Source organism: Citrobacter europaeus, from assembly GCA_020099315.1.
In the GTDB taxonomy this organism is placed as follows: Bacteria; Pseudomonadota; Gammaproteobacteria; order Enterobacterales; family Enterobacteriaceae; genus Citrobacter; species Citrobacter europaeus.
This window is the reverse complement of record CP083650.1, coordinates 1,270,478-1,289,526: the sequence shown is the minus strand read 5'-3', so window position 1 is coordinate 1,289,526 and position 19,049 is coordinate 1,270,478. Positions and strand designations below refer to the sequence as shown.

Here is a 19,049-nt window from a genome sequence, read left to right as displayed (position 1 = left end):
GTGCCAACCCCTCAATGTTTTGTCCACATCTCCTCCCGGCATGATGCAGAGCGAGTCACTTAATATTTTTATTATCAATAAGGATATTTATTAACAATATTAACCTGAACTTCTCAATTTATACGGTTAATACATTTATGGATTCAGACTATCCTGATTTTGTATGCAGTTAGTGCTTTATTTCATTTTAACCACCGATTTTAAAGCAAAGAATATATCCGCATCACCAGTTTTAATGACAAAATCATCCATATAAAAAATAAAATTAATTAAGCAGAATTTTTTCAGCGCCAGGTTGTTCAGGATGGCCGTATAAGGATATAAATTATGAATAAATGCTATCGCATCGTCTGGAATATCGCCAGAAATATGTTTGTGGTGACTTCAGAACTCTCGCAGGGCGATCATCGGGTCCGCGCAACCGTCGCGGGCCTGGTGTTATCGGTGGTTGGATTAACGGCAAACTGCGTTCATGCCAGCGACTACGGTCCGCTTAGCGGTGAAACCATCAGTTTAAATGATGGCGATACAGTGACGTCTGTTGATGGCACCACGGGTATCGAAAGCCTGTCCTCAGGGGGGCAAGGCGTACAAATTAATGGTAAAGCCACCATTAACGTTACTGGTGATAGTGGCTCTGTTGGGGTAAAGCTTGATAACAGCGCCAGTAATAATTTAGGTAACGGCACACAGATTAACGTTACGGACACAGGAACGGCGAAAACAGCATCAACCACAGGTCTTTATATTAACAACACCAGTCCAGGTACAAATATAAACGCCGATAATATATCAATTAATACCATTAGTAAAAAAGATGCTTACGGAATTAACGTTCATACAGAAAACGCCACGCTGAATTTCGGCAACAAGAGTAAAATTGTCACCGAATCCCAAAATGGTAATGCGACGGGTGTCTATTTCTATGACGACAATAATACGTTAACCATGAATGCTGGAATAATCCAGGTTAACACCGAAGCAACCGGTAAGGCCGTCGGTATCGACACATACTGGGCAAACGGTACCACGCTCAATTTTGGGGATGACAGCCGCATAGAATTAACCAGCGGCACAGCCGGCGGCAGCGCGCTCTATCTTGGAAAAAACACCCAGGTTAACGCGAACGGGCTGAACATTGATTTCACCGTATCAGAGGCAGGAACAGGCACCACGATTTATGGTATCCAGGAGGGGCAATACAGCCAAGTTGATCTGGGCAAGAACAGCGCAATTACGCTCTCAATGCCTGGAGGTACGGCATATGGACTCGTTTCTGGTTCACAAAGTTATTTTACGGCAGATAGCCTTGATATCACCCTTTCCACAACCTCTACCGAGCGCGCAAAAGGTACGGGCGCGGACATCAGCGGCAACGTGGATTTTGGCAATGATTCCACCATTACCGTGCACGGTTTCTCCGAAGGATACGGGATGATTGTTGATGATTATTCAGCAACCACCAAAGATGATGCCATCGGGACAGTAAAGGCCAACAATCTCACCTTTGACGTCACCGGCCAGAAGACGGAAGGGCTTCGAATAGAAGGCGGCGTGGTTGATTTAGGGTCAGACAGCGCCATTAGCGCAAACGGGACTGCATCCACAATTTACTTGACCGGCCGAGGATACAGTGAATTCAATGCCAAAAATCTGACCGTCACGACCGCGCAGTCCACCGCCCTTACACTAATGAGCAGCATGCATGCTGCCGTCGCCAACATTGGCGAAGGCAGCACTATTGATGGAAGAAATTCCACAGGCCACACAACCAACGGTATTGTGGCCAACACCCCCTACAGCGCCCCGACAACCATAAATTTCAACGGTTCAGCAGGGCAGCGAAACACTATCTACGCGGTGAACGGCTATGGCGCATCAGCCCAATACAGCGGCGCGACGATCAATATATCCAATACGGATATCATCATGAGCGGTAACGATCCTTACGGTCTTTGGGCTATCGGCGATGGGGATTTTACCCATGCAGGCATCATCAATGGTGATAACCTGACTATTGATATGACCGGCGCTAACGGCAGTGGTTACGGTGTGATAGTGCAAGATGGCGGTATCGTGAATCTGACGGGCGATACCACCATTATCGCCGACGGCGGCGTTGCCATCTGGAATCCGAAAGTTTCTTCGGGCGGGAATGTTCTACCTGGCGGGACGGTAAATGGCTCAGGGAAAATGACCATAACCGGCGACATCGTTAACAGCGGCTGGGGATATATCAACCTCAATATGGACGCGGGTTCTTATTTCGCCGGGGCAACCTCGGTTAATGAAAGCTTCAACGACCAGGGTATTGATTCAATCCTCAACCTTAACCTTGCCGACCAGAGCCTGTGGCGGGTTACCGATGATTCCACGCTCACGACGCTGACTAACGCAGGAACCCTTGAGCTGGCGGCAGACCACGCAGCCGGAACTTACAGCACCGTGCATGCTGACGAGGTCACGCTGAAAGAAAGCAGTATTCTCAGCGTCGATTTAAGCGCCGCGGCGCTGGCCAGTCGGTCCGCTAACCCGCTAATTACCGGCGGACAGGTTAATCCCGGCGGCGATCTACACATCAGCAATTCGGGTAATGCGCTGGATCTCAACGCGCTGACCTCAGACAATCAACTGGCAGACATCGACACGGTTACGCTAATTGATGCCGACTCCGCAATCGTGAGCGATTTCGCTTCGATCTCAACCGATCCGGATACCCTGCCCGACTATATCGCGATTTCTGGTCAGGTTAACGCCCTTGATAATACCCAATATGAATTGGGCGTGGGGCTCAGTTGGTACGCCGGAGACTCCGCCGCGGTCTCTACGCCTGCACACGGTACGTTTACCCTTGACGCGGGCCAGACATTTACCGTCAATGGGTTGCTGGCAGATACCTCACCCAACGCCACCACTGGATGGGACGGTAAAAGTCTGACCAAAAAAGGAGACGGCACGCTCACCCTTACCGCAAAGAATACCTGGAGCGGAATCACAGACATTCAGCAGGGAACGCTGTGGTTGACTGAATCGGGCGCTATCGGCGCTGAAGGCAGCAAACAGAGCGTCAATGTCAAAGCCGGAGCCACCCTCGGCGGCAACGGGGTAATCAACGGCGCGGTGAATAACCTCGGCCTGCTAAGTTTTGGCGATAGCACAACGCCAGACAGCCAGTTGATCGTTAATGGCAATGTGACCAACCAGGGCGTAATCCGCAGCAGTGGTTCGACTCCCGGGAATGCGTTAATCATCAACGGCGACTACACGGGCAACGGCGGTCAGCTCTCACTTAACGCCAGTTTGGGCGATGATAATTCACCAACCGACCAGCTCATTGTCTCGGGTAATGTAAACGGCAGCACCACGCTCTACATCAATAATGTGGATGGCGTGGGTGCATATACCGATCAAGGTATCGAGATTGTTGACGTCGGTGGGGTGTCATCAGATAACGCGTTTTCTCTTGGTAATCAGATTCAAATCGGCCTGTATGAGTATCGTCTGTATGAAGATAACGAAAGCTGGTATTTGCGTTCCAAAGCAGAAACACCCGACGACCCGGATGATGACGTCACTCCGATCGATCCTGATGACAGCGACGTCACACCGGTCGATCCTGACGATGGCGGCAGCGACGTCACACCGGTCGATCCTGATGACGGCGGCAGCGACGTCACACCGGTCGATCCTGATGACGGCGGTAGCGACGTTACCCCGACAAATCCACAATATCGCGCCGATATAGGCGCTTATCTGGGCAACCAATGGCTGGCGCGTAGCCTGCAGATGCAAACGCTGTTCGATCGTGAAGGGAGCCAGTACCGCTCGGCCGAAGGAAGCGTCTGGGCGCGAATGAAAGGCGGAAAAACGGACACATCGGCTGTAAACGGCAATATCGACATAGACAGCGATTACACCCAGTTTCAGCTTGGCAGCGACCTTGCAACCTGGCGCGATGATCAGCAAAGCATCACGTTTGGCCTGATGGCCAGTTACCTTGACGGCAGTACCGACAGCACCGGAAATCGTGGCGCGGATGGCAGTCAGTTTACAGCCACAGGCGATATCGACGGTTACAATCTTGGCGCGTATGCCACCTGGTTCTCTGATGCCCGGCAACATCGCGGCTGGTATGTTGATACGTGGTATCAGTATGGCTTCTACAATAACAGCGTCGAGAATGGCAATGCCGGTTCAACGCATTACGACTCCCTGGCTCACGCGATTTCGCTGGAAAGCGGTTATCGCTACGACATGAATATGAGCAGCGCTAACACAGTAAGCCTGACGCCACAGGCGCAGGTTATCTGGCAACGCTACGAGGCAGATAGCGTTGAGACAAATGGTACACGCATAGACGGGCAAAATGGCGATAGCTGGACCACACGTCTTGGTCTGCGAATTGATAGCCAGCTTTCATTCGTCGATGCAACTGTCCGGCCATTCGCAGAGATTAACTGGCTACACTCCACCGACGATCTGGCCGTATCATTTGATAACGCAACGGTAAAACAGGATCTTCCTGCCGATCGCAGCGAGCTAAAAGTGGGAATTCAGGCGAATCTCAATAGCCAGTGGAACGTCAGCGTCCAGGCGGCAGGTCAGAAAGGTAATAACGACTACCGCGATCTCAACGGGAGTTTTAATCTGCGCTATAGCTGGTAACTGGTGTTACGAAGCGCGTCTAAACGACGCGCTTATCTTCACCCCATCACTGCAGTGCCTAAACGACAGGTGCAACAGCGTCGTCCCTGTTCATCAAAGATAACGATTTCCCAGCTTTGGCTCTGACGCCCGAGGTGCAGCGGCTGGCAGACACCGCGCACTTTCCCCTGCGCAACCGCCCGATGATGGGTAGCGTTCAGTTCCGTCCCCACCACGCACTGCCCGTCGCGCGTCATCAGATAACCCGCCATCGAACCCAGCGTTTCCGCCAGAGCCGCCGACGCGCCGCCGTGCAGTAGGCCAAACGGCTGATGCGTGCGGCTATCCACCGGCATTTCGGCTTCCAGCACATCATCCCCCAGTCGGGTATAAACCATGCCAAGATGCGCCACCATCGTGTTCTGACTGGTAGCATTCAGTTCATCCAGCGTTAAATGACGTTTCCAGATCATGGTCATGCCCCCAGCGTAGAGCCGCCGTCCACCACGATATCCTGCAGCGTAATGTGGCTGGCAAGGTCAGAGGCGAGAAATAAAATGGTGTTGGTGATTTCCTGCGGCCGGGCGATTTTCCCCAGCGGAATACCTAGCTTAAACTGCTCGCCAAACCCACGAATGCGCTGTTGCTCCGCGTCATCACTAACCCACAACGTACGCTGCATGTCAGTGTCGGTCGAGCCTGGTGAAACCACATTACAACGCACACCGCTACCCGCCAGCTCAAGTCCGACGGTCAGCGCCAGGCTTTTCAACGCGGCTTTTGACGCGCCGTAGGCGCTCATGCCGATACGCGGTGTGTGCGCCGCATCCGACGCGACGGTCACGATCGCCCCGCCCTGCTGGCGACGAAACTGCGCCATCGTCTGCTGAAACAGATTGAACGCCCCGCCAACGTTTACCGCAAACGTCTGCTGCCACTCCTCAGCGCTCAGCGCATCGGTGGCCCCCATACGCAAAATACCTGCGGCATTGACCAACACATCCAAACGCTCGCGCGCTTGAAGGACGCGCTGGCACACCTCAGCCACCTGTCCGGCATTCGCCACATCCAGCACTTCGGTCGTAAACGGGTAGTTATCCTGAGGAAACTCGCGATCGAATCCTGTCACCTCAGCGCCAGCATGCGCAAATGCCAGCGCCGTGGTATAGCCAATCCCTTTTCCCGCCCCGGTTACCCAGACGGTTTTCCCTGCAAAATCAAATCCGGCCATTACTTCACCTCGCGGGAGAGCAGCGTCCACCAGGCGTCAATGGTCGGATTTTTCGCCAACATCACGAAATCAATGTCGCCATGAACTTTACGCCAGTGCGCCGCCAACGCCATCATGCGCACAGAATCCAGCCCGTAGTCGATCAGGTTTTCATCATCCATCGGCTCTTCAGACTCGTCCAGCAGCGGCAGAATAACGCTGCGCAACGCATCCTTAGTGGCCGGGACCAGGGTCGGTAATAACTCCTGAGTCATCACTACGCGCCCGGACCGCCCTGCCACGTATTTCAGCGACATCAGATGCTCGTCACGGCTAAAGTCCGCCAGCGCATCGGCAACCATAAACGGCTTGATATCACGCATAAAGGCGTCCGTTGCGGTGGTCATACAGCCGATATGCGCATACACCCCGGTAATGATCAGTTGATTACGACCGGTTTCCTTGAGCATCTGTTCCAGCGGGGAGCGATGAAATGCGCTGTAACGCCATTTCACCAGAATGGTATCCGCTTCATCCGGGGCCAGCGCCTCAACAATCTTTTGCTGTTCCGGTGAACGCGTCAGACCCGGTCCCCACATATCATTGAGCAGAGCGCGGTCTTCATCACTCTGTTCTTTCGGCTGAGCGGTGTAATACACTGGAATGTTATGCTCTTTACAGTACTGACGCAGTGCGGCGATGTTAGCGACAACCTGCTCCATCATCGGGCAGTTATCACCCCAAAAGCCGATAAAATAATCCTGCATGTCGTGGATCAGCAGCGCGGCGCGTTCAGGGTCAAACGCCCAGTCGACCTTGTTCACAGGAACATCAAGCGCCGTGGGTAGCGCATAAGCCTGCAGTTTAGGAATTGCCATCTCTTTTTCTCCTTCAGGCCAGTGAACGTGCTGCCAGCCACTGACGTAATTGTTTTTTATCCACTTTCCCAACCGGGGTCAGCGGTAATGACTCAACGCATTCAACGCGGTCAGGTAATTTGAATTCCGCCACGCCCTGTTCACGTAGAAAACGACGCACCTGCACCGCGCGCAGCGGCTCTTTTACCACCAGCCAGGCACAGCTTTTCTCGCCCATCAGTTCGTCATCCATACTGACCAACGCGGCATGGATCACCGATGGATGGCGCAGCAGCAGGTTTTCAATCTCTTCAGCAGCGATCTTCTCCCCACCACGGTTGATCTGATCCTTCTCGCGTCCCTGAACGGTGATATAACCATCCGGATCGATAGCGATCAGATCGCCGGAACAATAAAAACCGTTGGCGTCAAAGGCGCTGGCATTGTGCTCTGGACTTTTGAAGTAGCCGCGGAAGGTGTAAGGGCCACGCGTCATCAGGCGTCCGGTTTCACCCTGGGCTAATGGATTGCCATCAGCGTCCGCCACCCAGACTTCATCATCGGGACACATTGGGCGACCCTGGGTATTGATGATGCGCTCCGGGCTATCATCCAGACGGGTGTAGTTCACCAGCCCTTCCGCCATGCCGAAGACCTGCTGCAGCTGGCAGCCAATCTCTGCAGGAATACGCGCCGCAAGCGTGGCGGAAAGACGTGCCCCACCAACCTGCAACAACGTCAGCGAAGCCAATTGCGCATTGCTGCCCCATTCCGCAATAGCCTGCAACCACAGGCTCACCGCAGGCGGTACCAGCGCCGTGACGTTAACCTCATGCCGTTCTATTAGCGGGAAACACAGGGTTGCGCTCGGGTCATCCGCCAGCACCACGGTGCCGCCGGCCAGGAATACGCCCAGTGCGCCAGGCGAACTCATGGCGTAGTTATGCGCCGCCGGGATCGCGCACAGATAACGCGTTTCCCCGGTGAAGCGGCAAATCTCATTGCTGCGACGCACACTGTAGTAGTAATCGTTATGGGTACGAGGTATTAGCTTTGGCGTCCCGGTCGTCCCGCCGGAAAGCTGGAAGTACGCCACCTCATCAGCGGGCGACGGCGTGGCGGTAAAATCAGTCGCAGGTTGGCTTATCGCCGTTTGTAGATTGTGTTCACCTTCATCATTACGCAGTTGCACCACGCGCACTGAATTGTGTTCAGCCACAAACGCGTTAAGAAAATCGTCCCCGCTAAACAGCGCATGCTGGCGATCGGCAATCAACAGCGCCGGTTCAATCTGTTTGGCATAGGCGTTTAGTTCGTTACGCTGATGGCTGAATAACGCCAGCACCGGGGCTACGCCCAGCTTGAGCAGCGCAAAGAAGGTGATATACAGCTCAGCCACATTGCCCAGTTGTACCAGCGCGGTTTCACCGGGTTTGATCCCCTGACGGCGCAGGCTGCAGGCGAGATTGTCAGCGGCCTGATTTAGCTGGCGATAGCTCAGATGGCGTTCACCATCAATTACCGCCGTATGATCGCTTTCTGCGTGACGGGTCAGAATGTCGGTCAGCGGCAAATCCTGCCAGTAACCTTTTTCACGATAGCGGCGGGCAAACTCCTCCGGCCAGCGGGTGAAAGGAATACTCATTATCGCTCCTCAGAAGCCTGGTCAATAAGGCTCTTAATGCAGTCCAAAAACATTCAACATCGTGGAGAGCTTGGCCCCCGTTTCACGCCATTCCGCAACCGGGGAAGAGGCCGGAACAATCCCGGCGCCAGCAAAGAAACGAACCTGATTACGCAGCAGCTTCGCGCAGCGGATCGTCACCACCCATTCACCGTTACCTTCGGCATCGCACCAGCCAACAATGCCGCCGAACAGTTCGCGATCGAACGGCTCCAGCTCGGCGATAATGTTGCGTGCAACCTGATGTGGGAAACCGCTCAGCGCAGGCGTCGGATGCAGCAGACACGCCAGCGTCAGGGCGTTTTCCTGCGCGTTGGCTTTACCTTCAAACGGTGTGCCAAGGTGCCAGAGCGTTGGCGTGGTAACCAGTTGCGGTGAAGAAGGCAATTGCAGTTCACGGCTGCGATCGCGCAGGACGGTTTTCATCGCCTGCGTCACCAGTTCGTGCTCATGGCGATCCTTCTCGGAGGCCAGCAGGCGGATCCCCGCCTCTCGATCCAGCACATCATCTGGCTGACGACGTGCCGAGCCTGCCAGCGGCAATGAGCTAAAACGATCGCCTTCTTTGCGCAACAGCAGTTCCGGGCTGGCGCCAATCAATACGCCGCCGTCTTCCAGAGGCACATGGAAGTTGTAGCTGGCCGGATTTTGCGCCACCAGGCGCTCCAGCAGCGCGCCACTGTCAATGTTGGCATCGGTGGTGATATCGATCAGGCGTGACAACACCACTTTGTCGACTTTCGGGGTTGCCGTCAGCGCAGCCGCCCGGCTGACCATATCTTCAAAGAAATCCTGTTCCGGGATCGATTGACGTTCAACAACGTTCAGCGACTGATGTGCGTTAAAGTAACGTGATGACTGCTGCTTCGCCGTTCGGGAGAACGTCTGCCACGAGCGGGGAATAAACAGCGATGACGGCTGGCGGGTATCAAAAGGAATCGCCCCTACCATGATGGGGTTCGCGATGCCCTGCGATTTGGCATCCGCAAACAGTGCATGCATTTTTTGTTGGAATGGGCTGTCTGGCGAATCGCCATCAATTGCCGGTTCCGCGTAGCGGGCGAAGCATCCTGACGTCGTAAAACTACGATACGGCGACATAAAGAAAAAACTGTCGGGAGCGAGCGTCGGCATAGTCTGCGTTTTTTCCTCGGCCAGTGACATATCCATATCATCCTCCAAAAATGATAAAGGCTCTAATAATGATTATCATTTATATTTTCGGTCGCTAACCTAAAAGCAAAGCGCCGGTATGTCAACTCTTGTGGTAGCACAATGTGCGACTTTGGCTTGCATCCTTGCCCACTAACAATGAAAATGAGAAGCATTACTTATACTGATAACAGGATGCTGATACGTGAGTCTCCCCTCTTTTTGTCGCACCGTGCTCTTACTGGCTGGTTTATCTATTTCAGGAATTTCTTCAGGGCACGCCGCCGACTGGCCGCGTCAGGTTACCGACAGTCGCGGCACGCATACGCTGGAGCATAAGCCACAGCGAATTGTCTCCACCAGCGTCACCCTCACCGGCTCGCTGCTGGCGATTGATGCCCCGGTCATCGCCAGCGGTGCCACTACGCCGAACAACCGCATCGGCGATGCACAGGGCTTTTTACGCCAGTGGAGCGAAGTGGCAAAGGCGCGCAAACTGAGCCGTTTGTACATCGGGGAACCGAGCGCTGAGGCCGTAGCGGCACAAATGCCGGATCTGATTCTGATAAGCGCCACTGGGGGCGATTCAGCCCTCGCGCTTTACGATCAGCTGTCCACCATTGCGCCAACGCTCATCATTAATTACGACGATAAAAGCTGGCAGTCGTTACTGACCCAGTTAGGTGAAATTACCGGTCAGGAACAACAGGCGGCATCCCGTATTGCCGAGTTTGATAAGCAACTGCAGGCGGTTAAGCAACGTATCACCCTGCCGCCACAACCGGTCAGCGCGCTGGTGTATACCGCCGCGGCGCACAGCGCCAACCTGTGGACCCCTGAGTCGGCGCAGGGCAAACTGATGGAGCAATTAGGTTTCACGCTGGCCCCGCTGCCTGCCGGTTTGCACACCAGCCAGAGTCAGGGCAAACGCCACGATATCATCCAGCTTGGCGGTGAGAACCTGGCGGCTGGCCTGAACGGCAAAGCGCTGTTCCTGTTTGCTGGCGACAGCAAAGATGCCGATGCCATTTATGCCAATCCGCTTCTGGCGCATCTGCCAGCCGTGCAGAATAAACGTGTTTATGCTCTGGGTACGGAAACCTTCCGTCTCGACTACTACAGCGCGACATTGCTGCTGCAGCGTCTGTCGGCTCTGTTTTAATCGCCCGCGCCGGATACGGCTAATGCCTTATCCGGCCTCCCCTGGGCATAACGTTAGCTGGCATTCACGGGCATTTGTCGGAATCGGCGCACTTCACCCAACAGCAGCAGCAGTAGCAGACCGATAATCACCAGCCCAAAGCCACTCACGCTTGCCGAAGCGACCGGCGTCATTATCGCGCCCAGACCACCTAACAGCGCCGCGCCAATCGCATCGCCGGTAACGTTCTGCGCCGTCCACAAACCGTTAATTCGCCCAAGCATTGCTTCCGGCGTCTGCGTCTGTAACAGGGTGTATTGCAACAAAGAGCTGACCGCACTCAACCAGCCGAACAGCGCCAGGCAGACAACCCCAAGCTGCCAGACCGGCATCAAGCCAAACAGACCAATTGCCAGGAACGACGCTACGGTTGATGCCAGCATGATCAGTCCCGGACGAACGCTGTGCGCCAACTGTCCGCTGGTCAATGCCCCCACTGCCGCGCCAAGAGGAATGGCGGCATACAGCAGACCAATTTGCGCGCTCGACATGTGCCAGTTAATTGCCAACGCCGGATACAGCACGCGCACGGCGCTCGCCATAGTCAGCAGACCGCCGAGCAGCGCAATGCCGCCAATTAGCGGGCTGGCAAGCAGAAAGCGAAATGCTGCCAGCAGCGATTTCAGCGGATGCTCACGCGGCTGTGGCGGAGGCGGCAACGCGGGAAGACTCAACAACGGCAGCAAGGTAATGAAAGTACCCGCCGCCGCCAGCCCGTAGTTCCAGGCCACGCCGCCGGTCGCGAGCAGCACCCCGCCAAGCATCGGCGAAATTACCGAACCCAGGCGTACCGTCAGCATGGTAATTGCCCCGGCCTGCATCAAATTCTCGCGCCCGACCAGCGCCGGCGTTGCCGCCAGCAAAGCGGTTACGCCCAACGAGGCAAAGAAACCGTCCCATAAGCCAAGCAGATAAATGGCCAGTAACGATGGTTCGGGCAGCAGCGCATTCAGACACAGACCAATAAAGCCGACGCCGCAGGTTCCACGCGCCAGCAGGATCACTTTTTTACGCTCATAGCGATCGGCCAGCACCCCGCCCACCATCAGGCCAATAAACATTGCGCTGCCGGTCAGCGTCACCGATAAACCTACCTGCCAGGTCGACTGAGTCATCATCTGGATCTGTACCGGAACCGCCACGCCGAGTAGCCCCAGAGAGACAATGGAAATAAAACGGGCGAGGAAGACGGCGCGAAATGCAGGGTGGGTCTTTAACAGGCTGAGATTGAGCAGCCAGGATTGTCGATTCATTACAGAGCCTTACCAGGTACTTTTTCAATATCCATTCGATGGCTGCACATGCTAACATATCCAAATAAGATCGATAACGATAATTACTATCATTATCAGGGAAGTTGATATGTCATGCTCTGTTTCCGCGACACGCGCCTTCGCCGTGCCCGGACTATTGTTATTACTTGTTCTCACCACGGTATTAAGTCTGGTTATTGGCGCCAAGTCGCTACCTGCCTCCGTGGTGCTGGATGCACTCACCGGCAGTTGTCAAAGCGCTGATTGCACCATCGTGCTGGACGCGCGCCTGCCGCGCACGCTGGCGGGGCTGCTCGCGGGTGGCGCGCTTGGCCTGGCTGGCGCATTAATGCAAACGCTCACGCGTAACCCTCTCGCCGATCCCGGTATTCTGGGCGTCAACTCTGGCGCCAGCTTCGCTATTGTGCTGGGAGCCGCGCTGTTCGGCTTTTCCTCTGCGCAAGAGCAACTGCTGATGGCCTTTTGCGGGGCGCTGGCCGCATCACTGATCGTTGCATTTACCGGTAGCCAGGGCGGCGGACAGTTAAGCCCGGTACGTCTGACGCTGGCGGGCGTAGCGCTGGGCGCGGTGCTGGAAGGATTATCTACCGGCATCGCCCTGCTCAATCCGGACGTCTACGACCAGTTGCGTTTCTGGCAGGCCGGTTCACTGGATATCCGTAGCCTGCAAACGCTAAAGGTTGTTCTGGTACCGGTACTGATTGCTGCGGCTGTCGCGTTATTCCTCAGCCGGGCACTGAATAGTCTGAGCCTTGGCAGCGACACCGCTACCGCGCTTGGCAGTAAAGTCGCTCGCACGCAGTTTATTGGCCTGCTGGTGATTACCGTATTGTGCGGCAGTGCAACCGCGATTGTCGGCCCTATCGCTTTTATTGGCCTGATGATGCCGCATATGGCGCGCTGGTTGGTGGGGGCTGATCACCGCTGGTCACTGCCCGTAACCCTGCTGGCAACCCCTTCTCTGTTACTGATTGCCGATATCATCGGTCGTCTGATTGCCCCCGGTGAGCTGCGCGTTTCGGTGGTCAGCGCCTTCATCGGCGCGCCGGTGCTTATCTTTCTGGTACGGCGGAAACCGCGTGGAGGTGGCGCATGATGCACCTCCCTCGCCGCCTGATAATCAGCAGCCTGCTGCTGGTTGTAGGATGTCTCGCCGTTGGCTTGTGGAGCCTGCGTAGCGGCGTCGTTACGCTGGAAACCCAGCAAATTATTGCTGCCCTGCTCGGCGATGCGCCGCGTAGCATTACACTGGTGGTGACCGAATGGCGTTTACCACGCGTGCTCATGGCGCTATTGATTGGCGCGGCACTCGGCGTGAGCGGCGCAATATTTCAGTCGCTGATGCGCAACCCGCTGGGTAGCCCGGATGTGATGGGTTTCAATACCGGGGCCTGGAGCGGTGTGCTGGTGGCAATGGTACTGTTCGGACAGCATCTTACCGCTATCGCGCTGGCAGCCATGCTGGGTGGGGTCCTGACCTCTCTGATAGTCTGGGCGCTCGCCTGGCGCAATGGTATCGACACCTTCCGGCTGATTATTATTGGTATCGGCATACGCGCTATGCTGGTCGCGTTCAACACCTGGCTATTGCTGAAAGCATCATTAGAAACCGCGCTGACGGCCGGGCTGTGGAACGCCGGTTCGCTCAATGGCCTGACCTGGGCCAAGACCTGGCCTTCTGCCCCACTGATTATCATCATGCTGGTGTGCGCCACGCTGCTGGTACGCCGGATGCGTTTGCTGGAAATGGGTGATGACAGCGCCTGCGCGCTTGGCGTCAGTGTAGAACGCTCACGTCTGATGATGATGCTGGTAGCGGTTGTACTGACCGCTTCCGCCACCGCGCTGGCAGGTCCAATCTCGTTTATTGCCCTTGTCGCCCCGCATATCGCGCGGCGGATTAGCGGCACATCGCGCTGGGGATTAACCCTGTCGGCGTTGTGCGGCGCGTTGCTGCTGCTGATGGCTGATTTATGCGCCCAACAGCTCTTTATGCCTTATCAGCTTCCGGTGGGCGTTGTCACCGTAAGCCTCGGCGGTATTTATCTTATCGTCTTGTTAATTCAGGAGTCCCGCAAAAAATGATCGAATCAGTAGCCCGTTTGCGTGGCGACCAGTTAACGCTGGGTTATGGCAAGTTTACCGTGGCGGAAAACCTCAATGTGTCGATTCCCGACGGTCACTTCACCGCAATCATCGGGCCAAACGGCTGCGGGAAATCAACGCTACTGCGCACGCTGAGTCGTTTGATGACGCCCGCGCATGGCAAGGTCTGGCTCGACGGCGAGCATATTCAGCACTATGCCAGCAAAGAGGTTGCCCGCAGAATAGGTTTGCTGGCGCAAAACGCCACCACGCCGGGTGATATTACGGTACAGGAACTGGTTGCCCGCGGGCGCTACCCGCACCAGCCATTGTTTACCCGCTGGCGCAATGAAGATGAAATCGCGGTATCTAACGCAATGCAGGCGACGGGTATCACACATCTTGCATCACAAAGTGTGGATACCCTTTCCGGTGGACAACGCCAGCGCGCATGGATTGCGATGGTGCTGGCGCAGGAAACGTCGATTATGCTGCTTGATGAACCCACCACCTGGCTGGATATCAGCCATCAGATCGATCTGCTGGAGCTGCTGAGTGAGCTCAATCGGGAGAAGGGTTATACGCTGGCCGCCGTTCTGCACGACCTCAATCAGGCCTGTCGCTATGCGACGCATCTGATTGCGCTGCGTGACGGAAAAATTATTGCCGAGGGTGCGCCAAAGGAGATAGTCACCGCACAGCTTATTGAAAAAATCTACGGTCTGCGCTGTATGATTATCGACGATCCGGTTGCCGGAACGCCGTTAGTGGTGCCGTTAGGACGTACGTCGAACAGGTAAACACCGCCACCTCCGCAGAGGTGGCGAGACCATTTACTGAATGTCTTTGAGCAGGTCACACATGACTGGCCCAATCTTCTCAAACGCCTCAGGGGTAATGATATCAACGTGCGCGCAGTCCTGACGATAGACATCCAGACTGGATATCCACGGCGACCAGCTGCGCTCCGGACTGACTCCCGGCACTAAGGTACGCTCAGCGACGAACAGCGTGGCGTGACCTGCAAACGGCACGCTGTGTGCTGTGGTGAGCAGGCGAACCGCATCGGCGTAGTTGCCTTCGATTGCGTTAAATAAGGTCTCTGACGCATTACCCTGCTGCGCAGCCAGAAACGCTTCACGCTCTCGCGCGATCTCCGCCAGTACCGCTGGATCTAACCCATTGGCCTCTTTATCCTGCCAGTTTTGCGTTTCTGGCGGCCAGGTATCGAGCAGTCCCAGGAATGCAACTGTCTCTCCTCTGGCATGTAAGCGCGCGGCAATCCCCTGCGCCAGCGTGCCTCCCAGCGAGTAACCTAATAAATAGTAGGGACCATGAGGCTGCTGGCTGAGCAGCGTTGCCAAATGATGTTCACATACCGCATCAAGGTTCTCCGCCGTTTGCATAGGGCCATCCGGCCGTGGAGACTGAATGCCGGTAATCGACCATTGCGGGCTGAGGTAGCGCGACAGCACGCTAAACTGCCAGGCAAAACCCGACGCCGGATGGAAGCAAAACAGCGTTGGCCCATGACTTTGGCGCAGCGGCAGCAGCGTCTCAAATCCCAGACGCTGCGACTGCTCATCATCATTGCTCTCCAGCAGTGCGCTCAGTTGTTCAACGGTAGAAGCCACCATTATCTGCCCAGGCGTCACCTGACGCTCAAAAGCCCGGCTCAACTGCGCTGCCAGCTTCATCGCCAGCAACGAATGACCACCAAGCGCAAAGAAGTCCGCCTCCACGTCATTCACCTCGCAACTCAGCAAAGCCGCAAAAGACTGTGCGATGGTAGTTTCAGTCCCTGTACGCGGCGCGCGCCCGGAAGTACGCGACGTCAACTGCGGCATCGGCAGCGCTTTACGATCCAGTTTACCGTTCGCGCTAAGCGGTAGCTCCGCCAGTTGCAACAATACCGTTGGCACCATATGCGCAGGCAGTTTTTCACGCAGACTGTCCCGCAATGCGGACGTATCCAGCGGTAACCCCGATTGCGACACCAGATACCCCACCAGTTGACGTGCATCGCCGCCTGTCGCCGCCGCCTGGTTGAATACGCAGGCATGGGCAACGGCATGCTCGACATCAGGCAACTGCTGCATCACCCGATCAATCTCACCAAGCTCAATGCGTTGTCCGCGAATTTTAAGCTGGTCATCGCTGCGCCCAAGGTATTCCACCGCGCCATTTTCCAGCCAGCGCGCCACATCCCCGGTACGGTACATGCGTTCGCCGGCGTTAAACGGATCGGCGATAAAGCGGCTTGCGGTCAGATCCGCTCGCCCCAGGTATCCTTGCGCCAGTTGGATCCCCGTCAGATACAGGTCACCCGCCACGCCGAAAGGCACCGGGCGCATCATGGCATCCAGGATGCGTAAACCTGTATTCCATACCGGATAACCAATCGGCACGCTGTTGCCGGTTACTGCGGCAAGTTCATCCCCACAGGCCGGATACCAGCTCACATCGACCGCCGCTTCCGTTGGCCCGTATAAATTGTGCAGTGGCGCACGAGTCAACTGCTCCCACTCGCGACATAAATCTGCAGGCAAGGCTTCACCGCTGCAGAATACCCGTTTCAGCGAGGCGCAACTCTCCCGCGCGGTTTCCGGCGTCAGTGAAGCGACAAAAGCGGCCAGCATCGAAGGAACGAAGTGCGTGGTCGTCACCCCGTATTGGGCAAAGAATTGCTGCATCGCCAGCGGATCGCGGTGCGCCTCAGGTTCCGCCATTACCAGTTTAGCCCCGGCAATAAACGGCCAGAAAAACTCCCATACCGAGACGTCAAAACTGCACGGCGTTTTTTGCGCCACCACATCATCTGCGGCCAGCGGGTAGTGATTTTGCATCCACAGCAAACGGTTAACGATGGCGGTTTGCCCAACCATTACCCCTTTTGGTCTGCCGGTAGAACCGGAAGTAAAAATGATATAGGCCGTATAATTGGGTTGAGATAGCGCCAGCGGAACTGCATCTTCTGCTGGCAGTGGCGCGTTGTAGCACAGACTTTCCAGCGCCGGAATATCGCTAAAGCGCGCCAGTTGCTCTTCGGTCGCGATCAGCAATTTCGGTTTTGCGTCTTCGAGCATCATCCGCAGGCGATCGTCCGGGTATCCGGTATCCAATGGCAGCCAGGCGGCTCCCGCCTCAACAATACCGTGTAATGCCAGCGTCAGGAACACGGAACGCGGTAATGCCACGGCTACGCTGTCGCCAGGGCGGACGCCACGCTCGCGCAGAAGCTGCGCCAGCGCCACGACCTGCTGGCGCATTTCGCGATAGCTAAACTGATAACGGGCATCGGCCAGCGCCGGGGCATCCGGCGTTTTATCAGCCTGCTGCGCCACCAACGCGCTCAGCGTAGTGGACGGGATCTCCACGGTGGTGTCGTTAATCTTCGCCAGCCGCTCATGTTCTGTTGGCAACAGCATCCCGGCGTCGCCGCAGCATAGCGCCGGATTGTCGGCAAACTGCTCGATAAGCCCGATTAAACGTGATGCATGCTGCGCCAGCGTCTCGGCTTCATAACGTTGTTTATTGGCCAGGATTTCAATACTCAGACCGCCGTTTTCATCCGGGAACAGCGCCAGCTCAAGATCGTTCACCGGCCCCGTCGCCAGCGTATGAGTTCGCGCCTGCACGCCGGGAATATTGAGCTGATAGTCGAATATTTTCACGTTCAGCACCGGGCCAAACAGCGGTTCAGCACCGGCTGCGCGCCCGCTGTCGCGAACAATTTGCTCGGCATCATAACGCTGATGACGGCGCATTTTCTTTAACTGTCCGGCCAGTCGTTGTGCAAGCGCAGGCAAGCTTTCTGCCGCATCCAGTTGCACACCAAATGGCAAAACGTTTAAAACGGGTCCGCTGGACGTCAGCGCCGCCGATCCCATGCGCCGCATAAAGATAAACCCGGCAGCATAATCCATTCGGCTGCACAAACGTCCCAGCCACAACGCCACCAGCGCGAGGGCCAGATCCGCACGCTGAACGTCAGGCATACGTGCCGCAAGTCGGCGAAACTCCCCTTCAGGCGCGGTTAACTTCAGACGAATGATATCCGCGCTGGCTGACCGCCCCGGCAGTGGTTTATCAGATAGCGATGCCGGAGGTGGGAGTTGCTTTCGTTGCTCGCTCCAGAAGGCGCCGTCGCGTTGCCAGGCATCACTCTGACGATACTGTTGATACTCTTCCACCACCTCAGCAAATGGCGTAAAAGGTGATTCTGGCGTGGACTCGCCATGCAGCCATGCGCGGTAAATCGCGGCTATCTGGCGGGTAATGGCCGGAAAACTGAAGCCATCAACCAGCAGATGATGGTAACGCTGATACCAATACCAACGCTTGTCTCCCACCTGAATGAGCAGGTGAAAAACCAGCGGTTTGCCACTATCAGCACGTATGTCCTGCTGCAGGTCTGCCTGCATCAACGCTCGTGCCGCCTCATGGGGATTGGATTTTTCACGCAGGTCAATAACGTCGGGTTGCGCAAAGGCGAGCGCGGGGTCTACCCATTGCCATACCTCGCCGTTATCTTCGCTAAACCGCATCCGTAGGGTATCTGCCTGCTCCAGACCCGCCACAACCGCTTTTGCCAGCAACGGCGCGTCCAGTTCGCCGGTTAATTCTACGTAGTGCGCCACGCTCCATGCCGAGGGCAATGTGGAGAGTTTTTCCGCCATCCAGATCCCCGGCTGAGCCGCGACTAATGGTAAACGCTGAGTCATGGAGCCTCCTGCACATCGACGTAATTTGCTGGCGTCAGCGTGGTCCAGTTTGCATCCAGCCATTGCTGGCAGGCTTCCTGGGATTGGGGTTCGCACGCGACCGTCCAACCAGCAGGAAGTGAGCATTGTCGCGGCCAAAGGCTAAACTGACGTTGGGGATTTTGCAGAATGTAAAACTGGCCCTGCGGATTATCGAAGGGGTTACTGAATTCCATACT

13 protein-coding genes are annotated in these 19,049 nt (G+C 55.8%); 5 read left to right on the top strand and 8 right to left on the bottom strand.

Going from position 1 to position 19,049, the window contains the following annotated elements; all coding sequences use genetic code 11:
• Nucleotides 1-327 precede the first annotated feature (327 nt).
• On the top strand, nucleotides 328-4,665 hold the full coding sequence (locus LA337_05940) for an autotransporter outer membrane beta-barrel domain-containing protein (protein UBI17238.1): 4,338 nt from the start codon (nucleotides 328-330) through the stop codon (nucleotides 4,663-4,665).
• A gap of 38 nt (nucleotides 4,666-4,703) precedes the next feature.
• Here the strand turns inward: LA337_05940 and entH are convergent, their stop codons facing one another.
• From entH to entC, 5 genes are read right to left on the bottom strand one after another with little or no spacing between them, the layout of a single operon-like run.
• Nucleotides 4,704-5,117, bottom strand: coding sequence for a proofreading thioesterase EntH (gene entH, locus LA337_05935; GenBank protein UBI17237.1), 414 nt, complete (start codon nucleotides 5,115-5,117; stop codon nucleotides 4,704-4,706).
• A gap of 2 nt (nucleotides 5,118-5,119) precedes the next feature.
• On the bottom strand, nucleotides 5,120-5,875 hold the full coding sequence (gene entA / locus LA337_05930; protein UBI17236.1) for a 2,3-dihydro-2,3-dihydroxybenzoate dehydrogenase EntA: 756 nt from the start codon (nucleotides 5,873-5,875) through the stop codon (nucleotides 5,120-5,122).
• Nucleotides 5,875-6,732 carry an isochorismatase gene (locus LA337_05925; protein UBI17235.1) on the bottom strand — a complete coding sequence of 286 codons (858 nt, stop codon included), beginning with the start codon at nucleotides 6,730-6,732 and terminating at the stop codon, nucleotides 5,875-5,877. Before LA337_05925 ends, entA begins: the two co-directional genes overlap by 1 nt.
• Nucleotides 6,733-6,745: 13 nt before the next feature.
• Nucleotides 6,746-8,356: a (2,3-dihydroxybenzoyl)adenylate synthase EntE gene (gene entE, locus LA337_05920; GenBank protein UBI17234.1), complete on the bottom strand. Its 1,611-nt coding sequence runs from the start codon at nucleotides 8,354-8,356 to the stop codon at nucleotides 6,746-6,748.
• A gap of 33 nt (nucleotides 8,357-8,389) precedes the next feature.
• Nucleotides 8,390-9,565: an isochorismate synthase EntC gene (gene entC / locus LA337_05915; protein ID UBI17233.1), complete on the bottom strand. Its 1,176-nt coding sequence runs from the start codon at nucleotides 9,563-9,565 to the stop codon at nucleotides 8,390-8,392.
• Nucleotides 9,566-9,752: 187 nt separating this feature from the next.
• Between entC and fepB the strand changes: the two genes are divergently transcribed.
• A complete protein-coding gene (gene fepB, locus LA337_05910; protein UBI17232.1) occupies nucleotides 9,753-10,709 on the top strand; it encodes a Fe2+-enterobactin ABC transporter substrate-binding protein in 957 nt (318 codons plus the stop codon).
• 53 nt (nucleotides 10,710-10,762) lie between these two features.
• Here fepB and entS read toward each other — a convergent pair whose 3' ends face one another.
• On the bottom strand, nucleotides 10,763-12,001 hold the full coding sequence (gene entS / locus LA337_05905) for an enterobactin transporter EntS (protein ID UBI17231.1): 1,239 nt from the start codon (nucleotides 11,999-12,001) through the stop codon (nucleotides 10,763-10,765).
• A gap of 109 nt (nucleotides 12,002-12,110) precedes the next feature.
• Between entS and fepD the strand changes: the two genes are divergently transcribed.
• From fepD to fepC, 3 genes are read left to right on the top strand one after another with little or no spacing between them, the layout of a single operon-like run.
• Nucleotides 12,111-13,118, top strand: a complete 1,008-nt coding sequence (gene fepD, locus LA337_05900; GenBank protein UBI17230.1) for a Fe(3+)-siderophore ABC transporter permease — start codon at nucleotides 12,111-12,113, stop codon at nucleotides 13,116-13,118.
• On the top strand, nucleotides 13,115-14,107 hold the full coding sequence (gene fepG, locus LA337_05895) for an iron-enterobactin ABC transporter permease (protein ID UBI17229.1): 993 nt from the start codon (nucleotides 13,115-13,117) through the stop codon (nucleotides 14,105-14,107). Before fepD ends, fepG begins: the two co-directional genes overlap by 4 nt.
• Nucleotides 14,104-14,907 (top strand): iron-enterobactin ABC transporter ATP-binding protein, encoded by an 804-nt coding sequence (fepC, locus tag LA337_05890; GenBank protein ID UBI17228.1) that lies wholly within the window; start codon nucleotides 14,104-14,106, stop codon nucleotides 14,905-14,907. Before fepG ends, fepC begins: the two co-directional genes overlap by 4 nt.
• A 33-nt stretch (nucleotides 14,908-14,940) precedes the next feature.
• Here the strand turns inward: fepC and entF are convergent, their stop codons facing one another.
• Together entF and LA337_05880 are read right to left on the bottom strand one after the other, a co-directional pair.
• A complete protein-coding gene (entF, locus tag LA337_05885) occupies nucleotides 14,941-18,831 on the bottom strand; it encodes an enterobactin non-ribosomal peptide synthetase EntF (GenBank protein ID UBI17227.1) in 3,891 nt (1,296 codons plus the stop codon).
• Nucleotides 18,828-19,046 (bottom strand): MbtH family protein, encoded by a 219-nt coding sequence (locus LA337_05880; protein ID UBI17226.1) that lies wholly within the window; start codon nucleotides 19,044-19,046, stop codon nucleotides 18,828-18,830. The genes entF and LA337_05880 overlap by 4 nt, the downstream gene beginning before the upstream one ends.
• Nucleotides 19,047-19,049 lie beyond the last annotated feature (3 nt).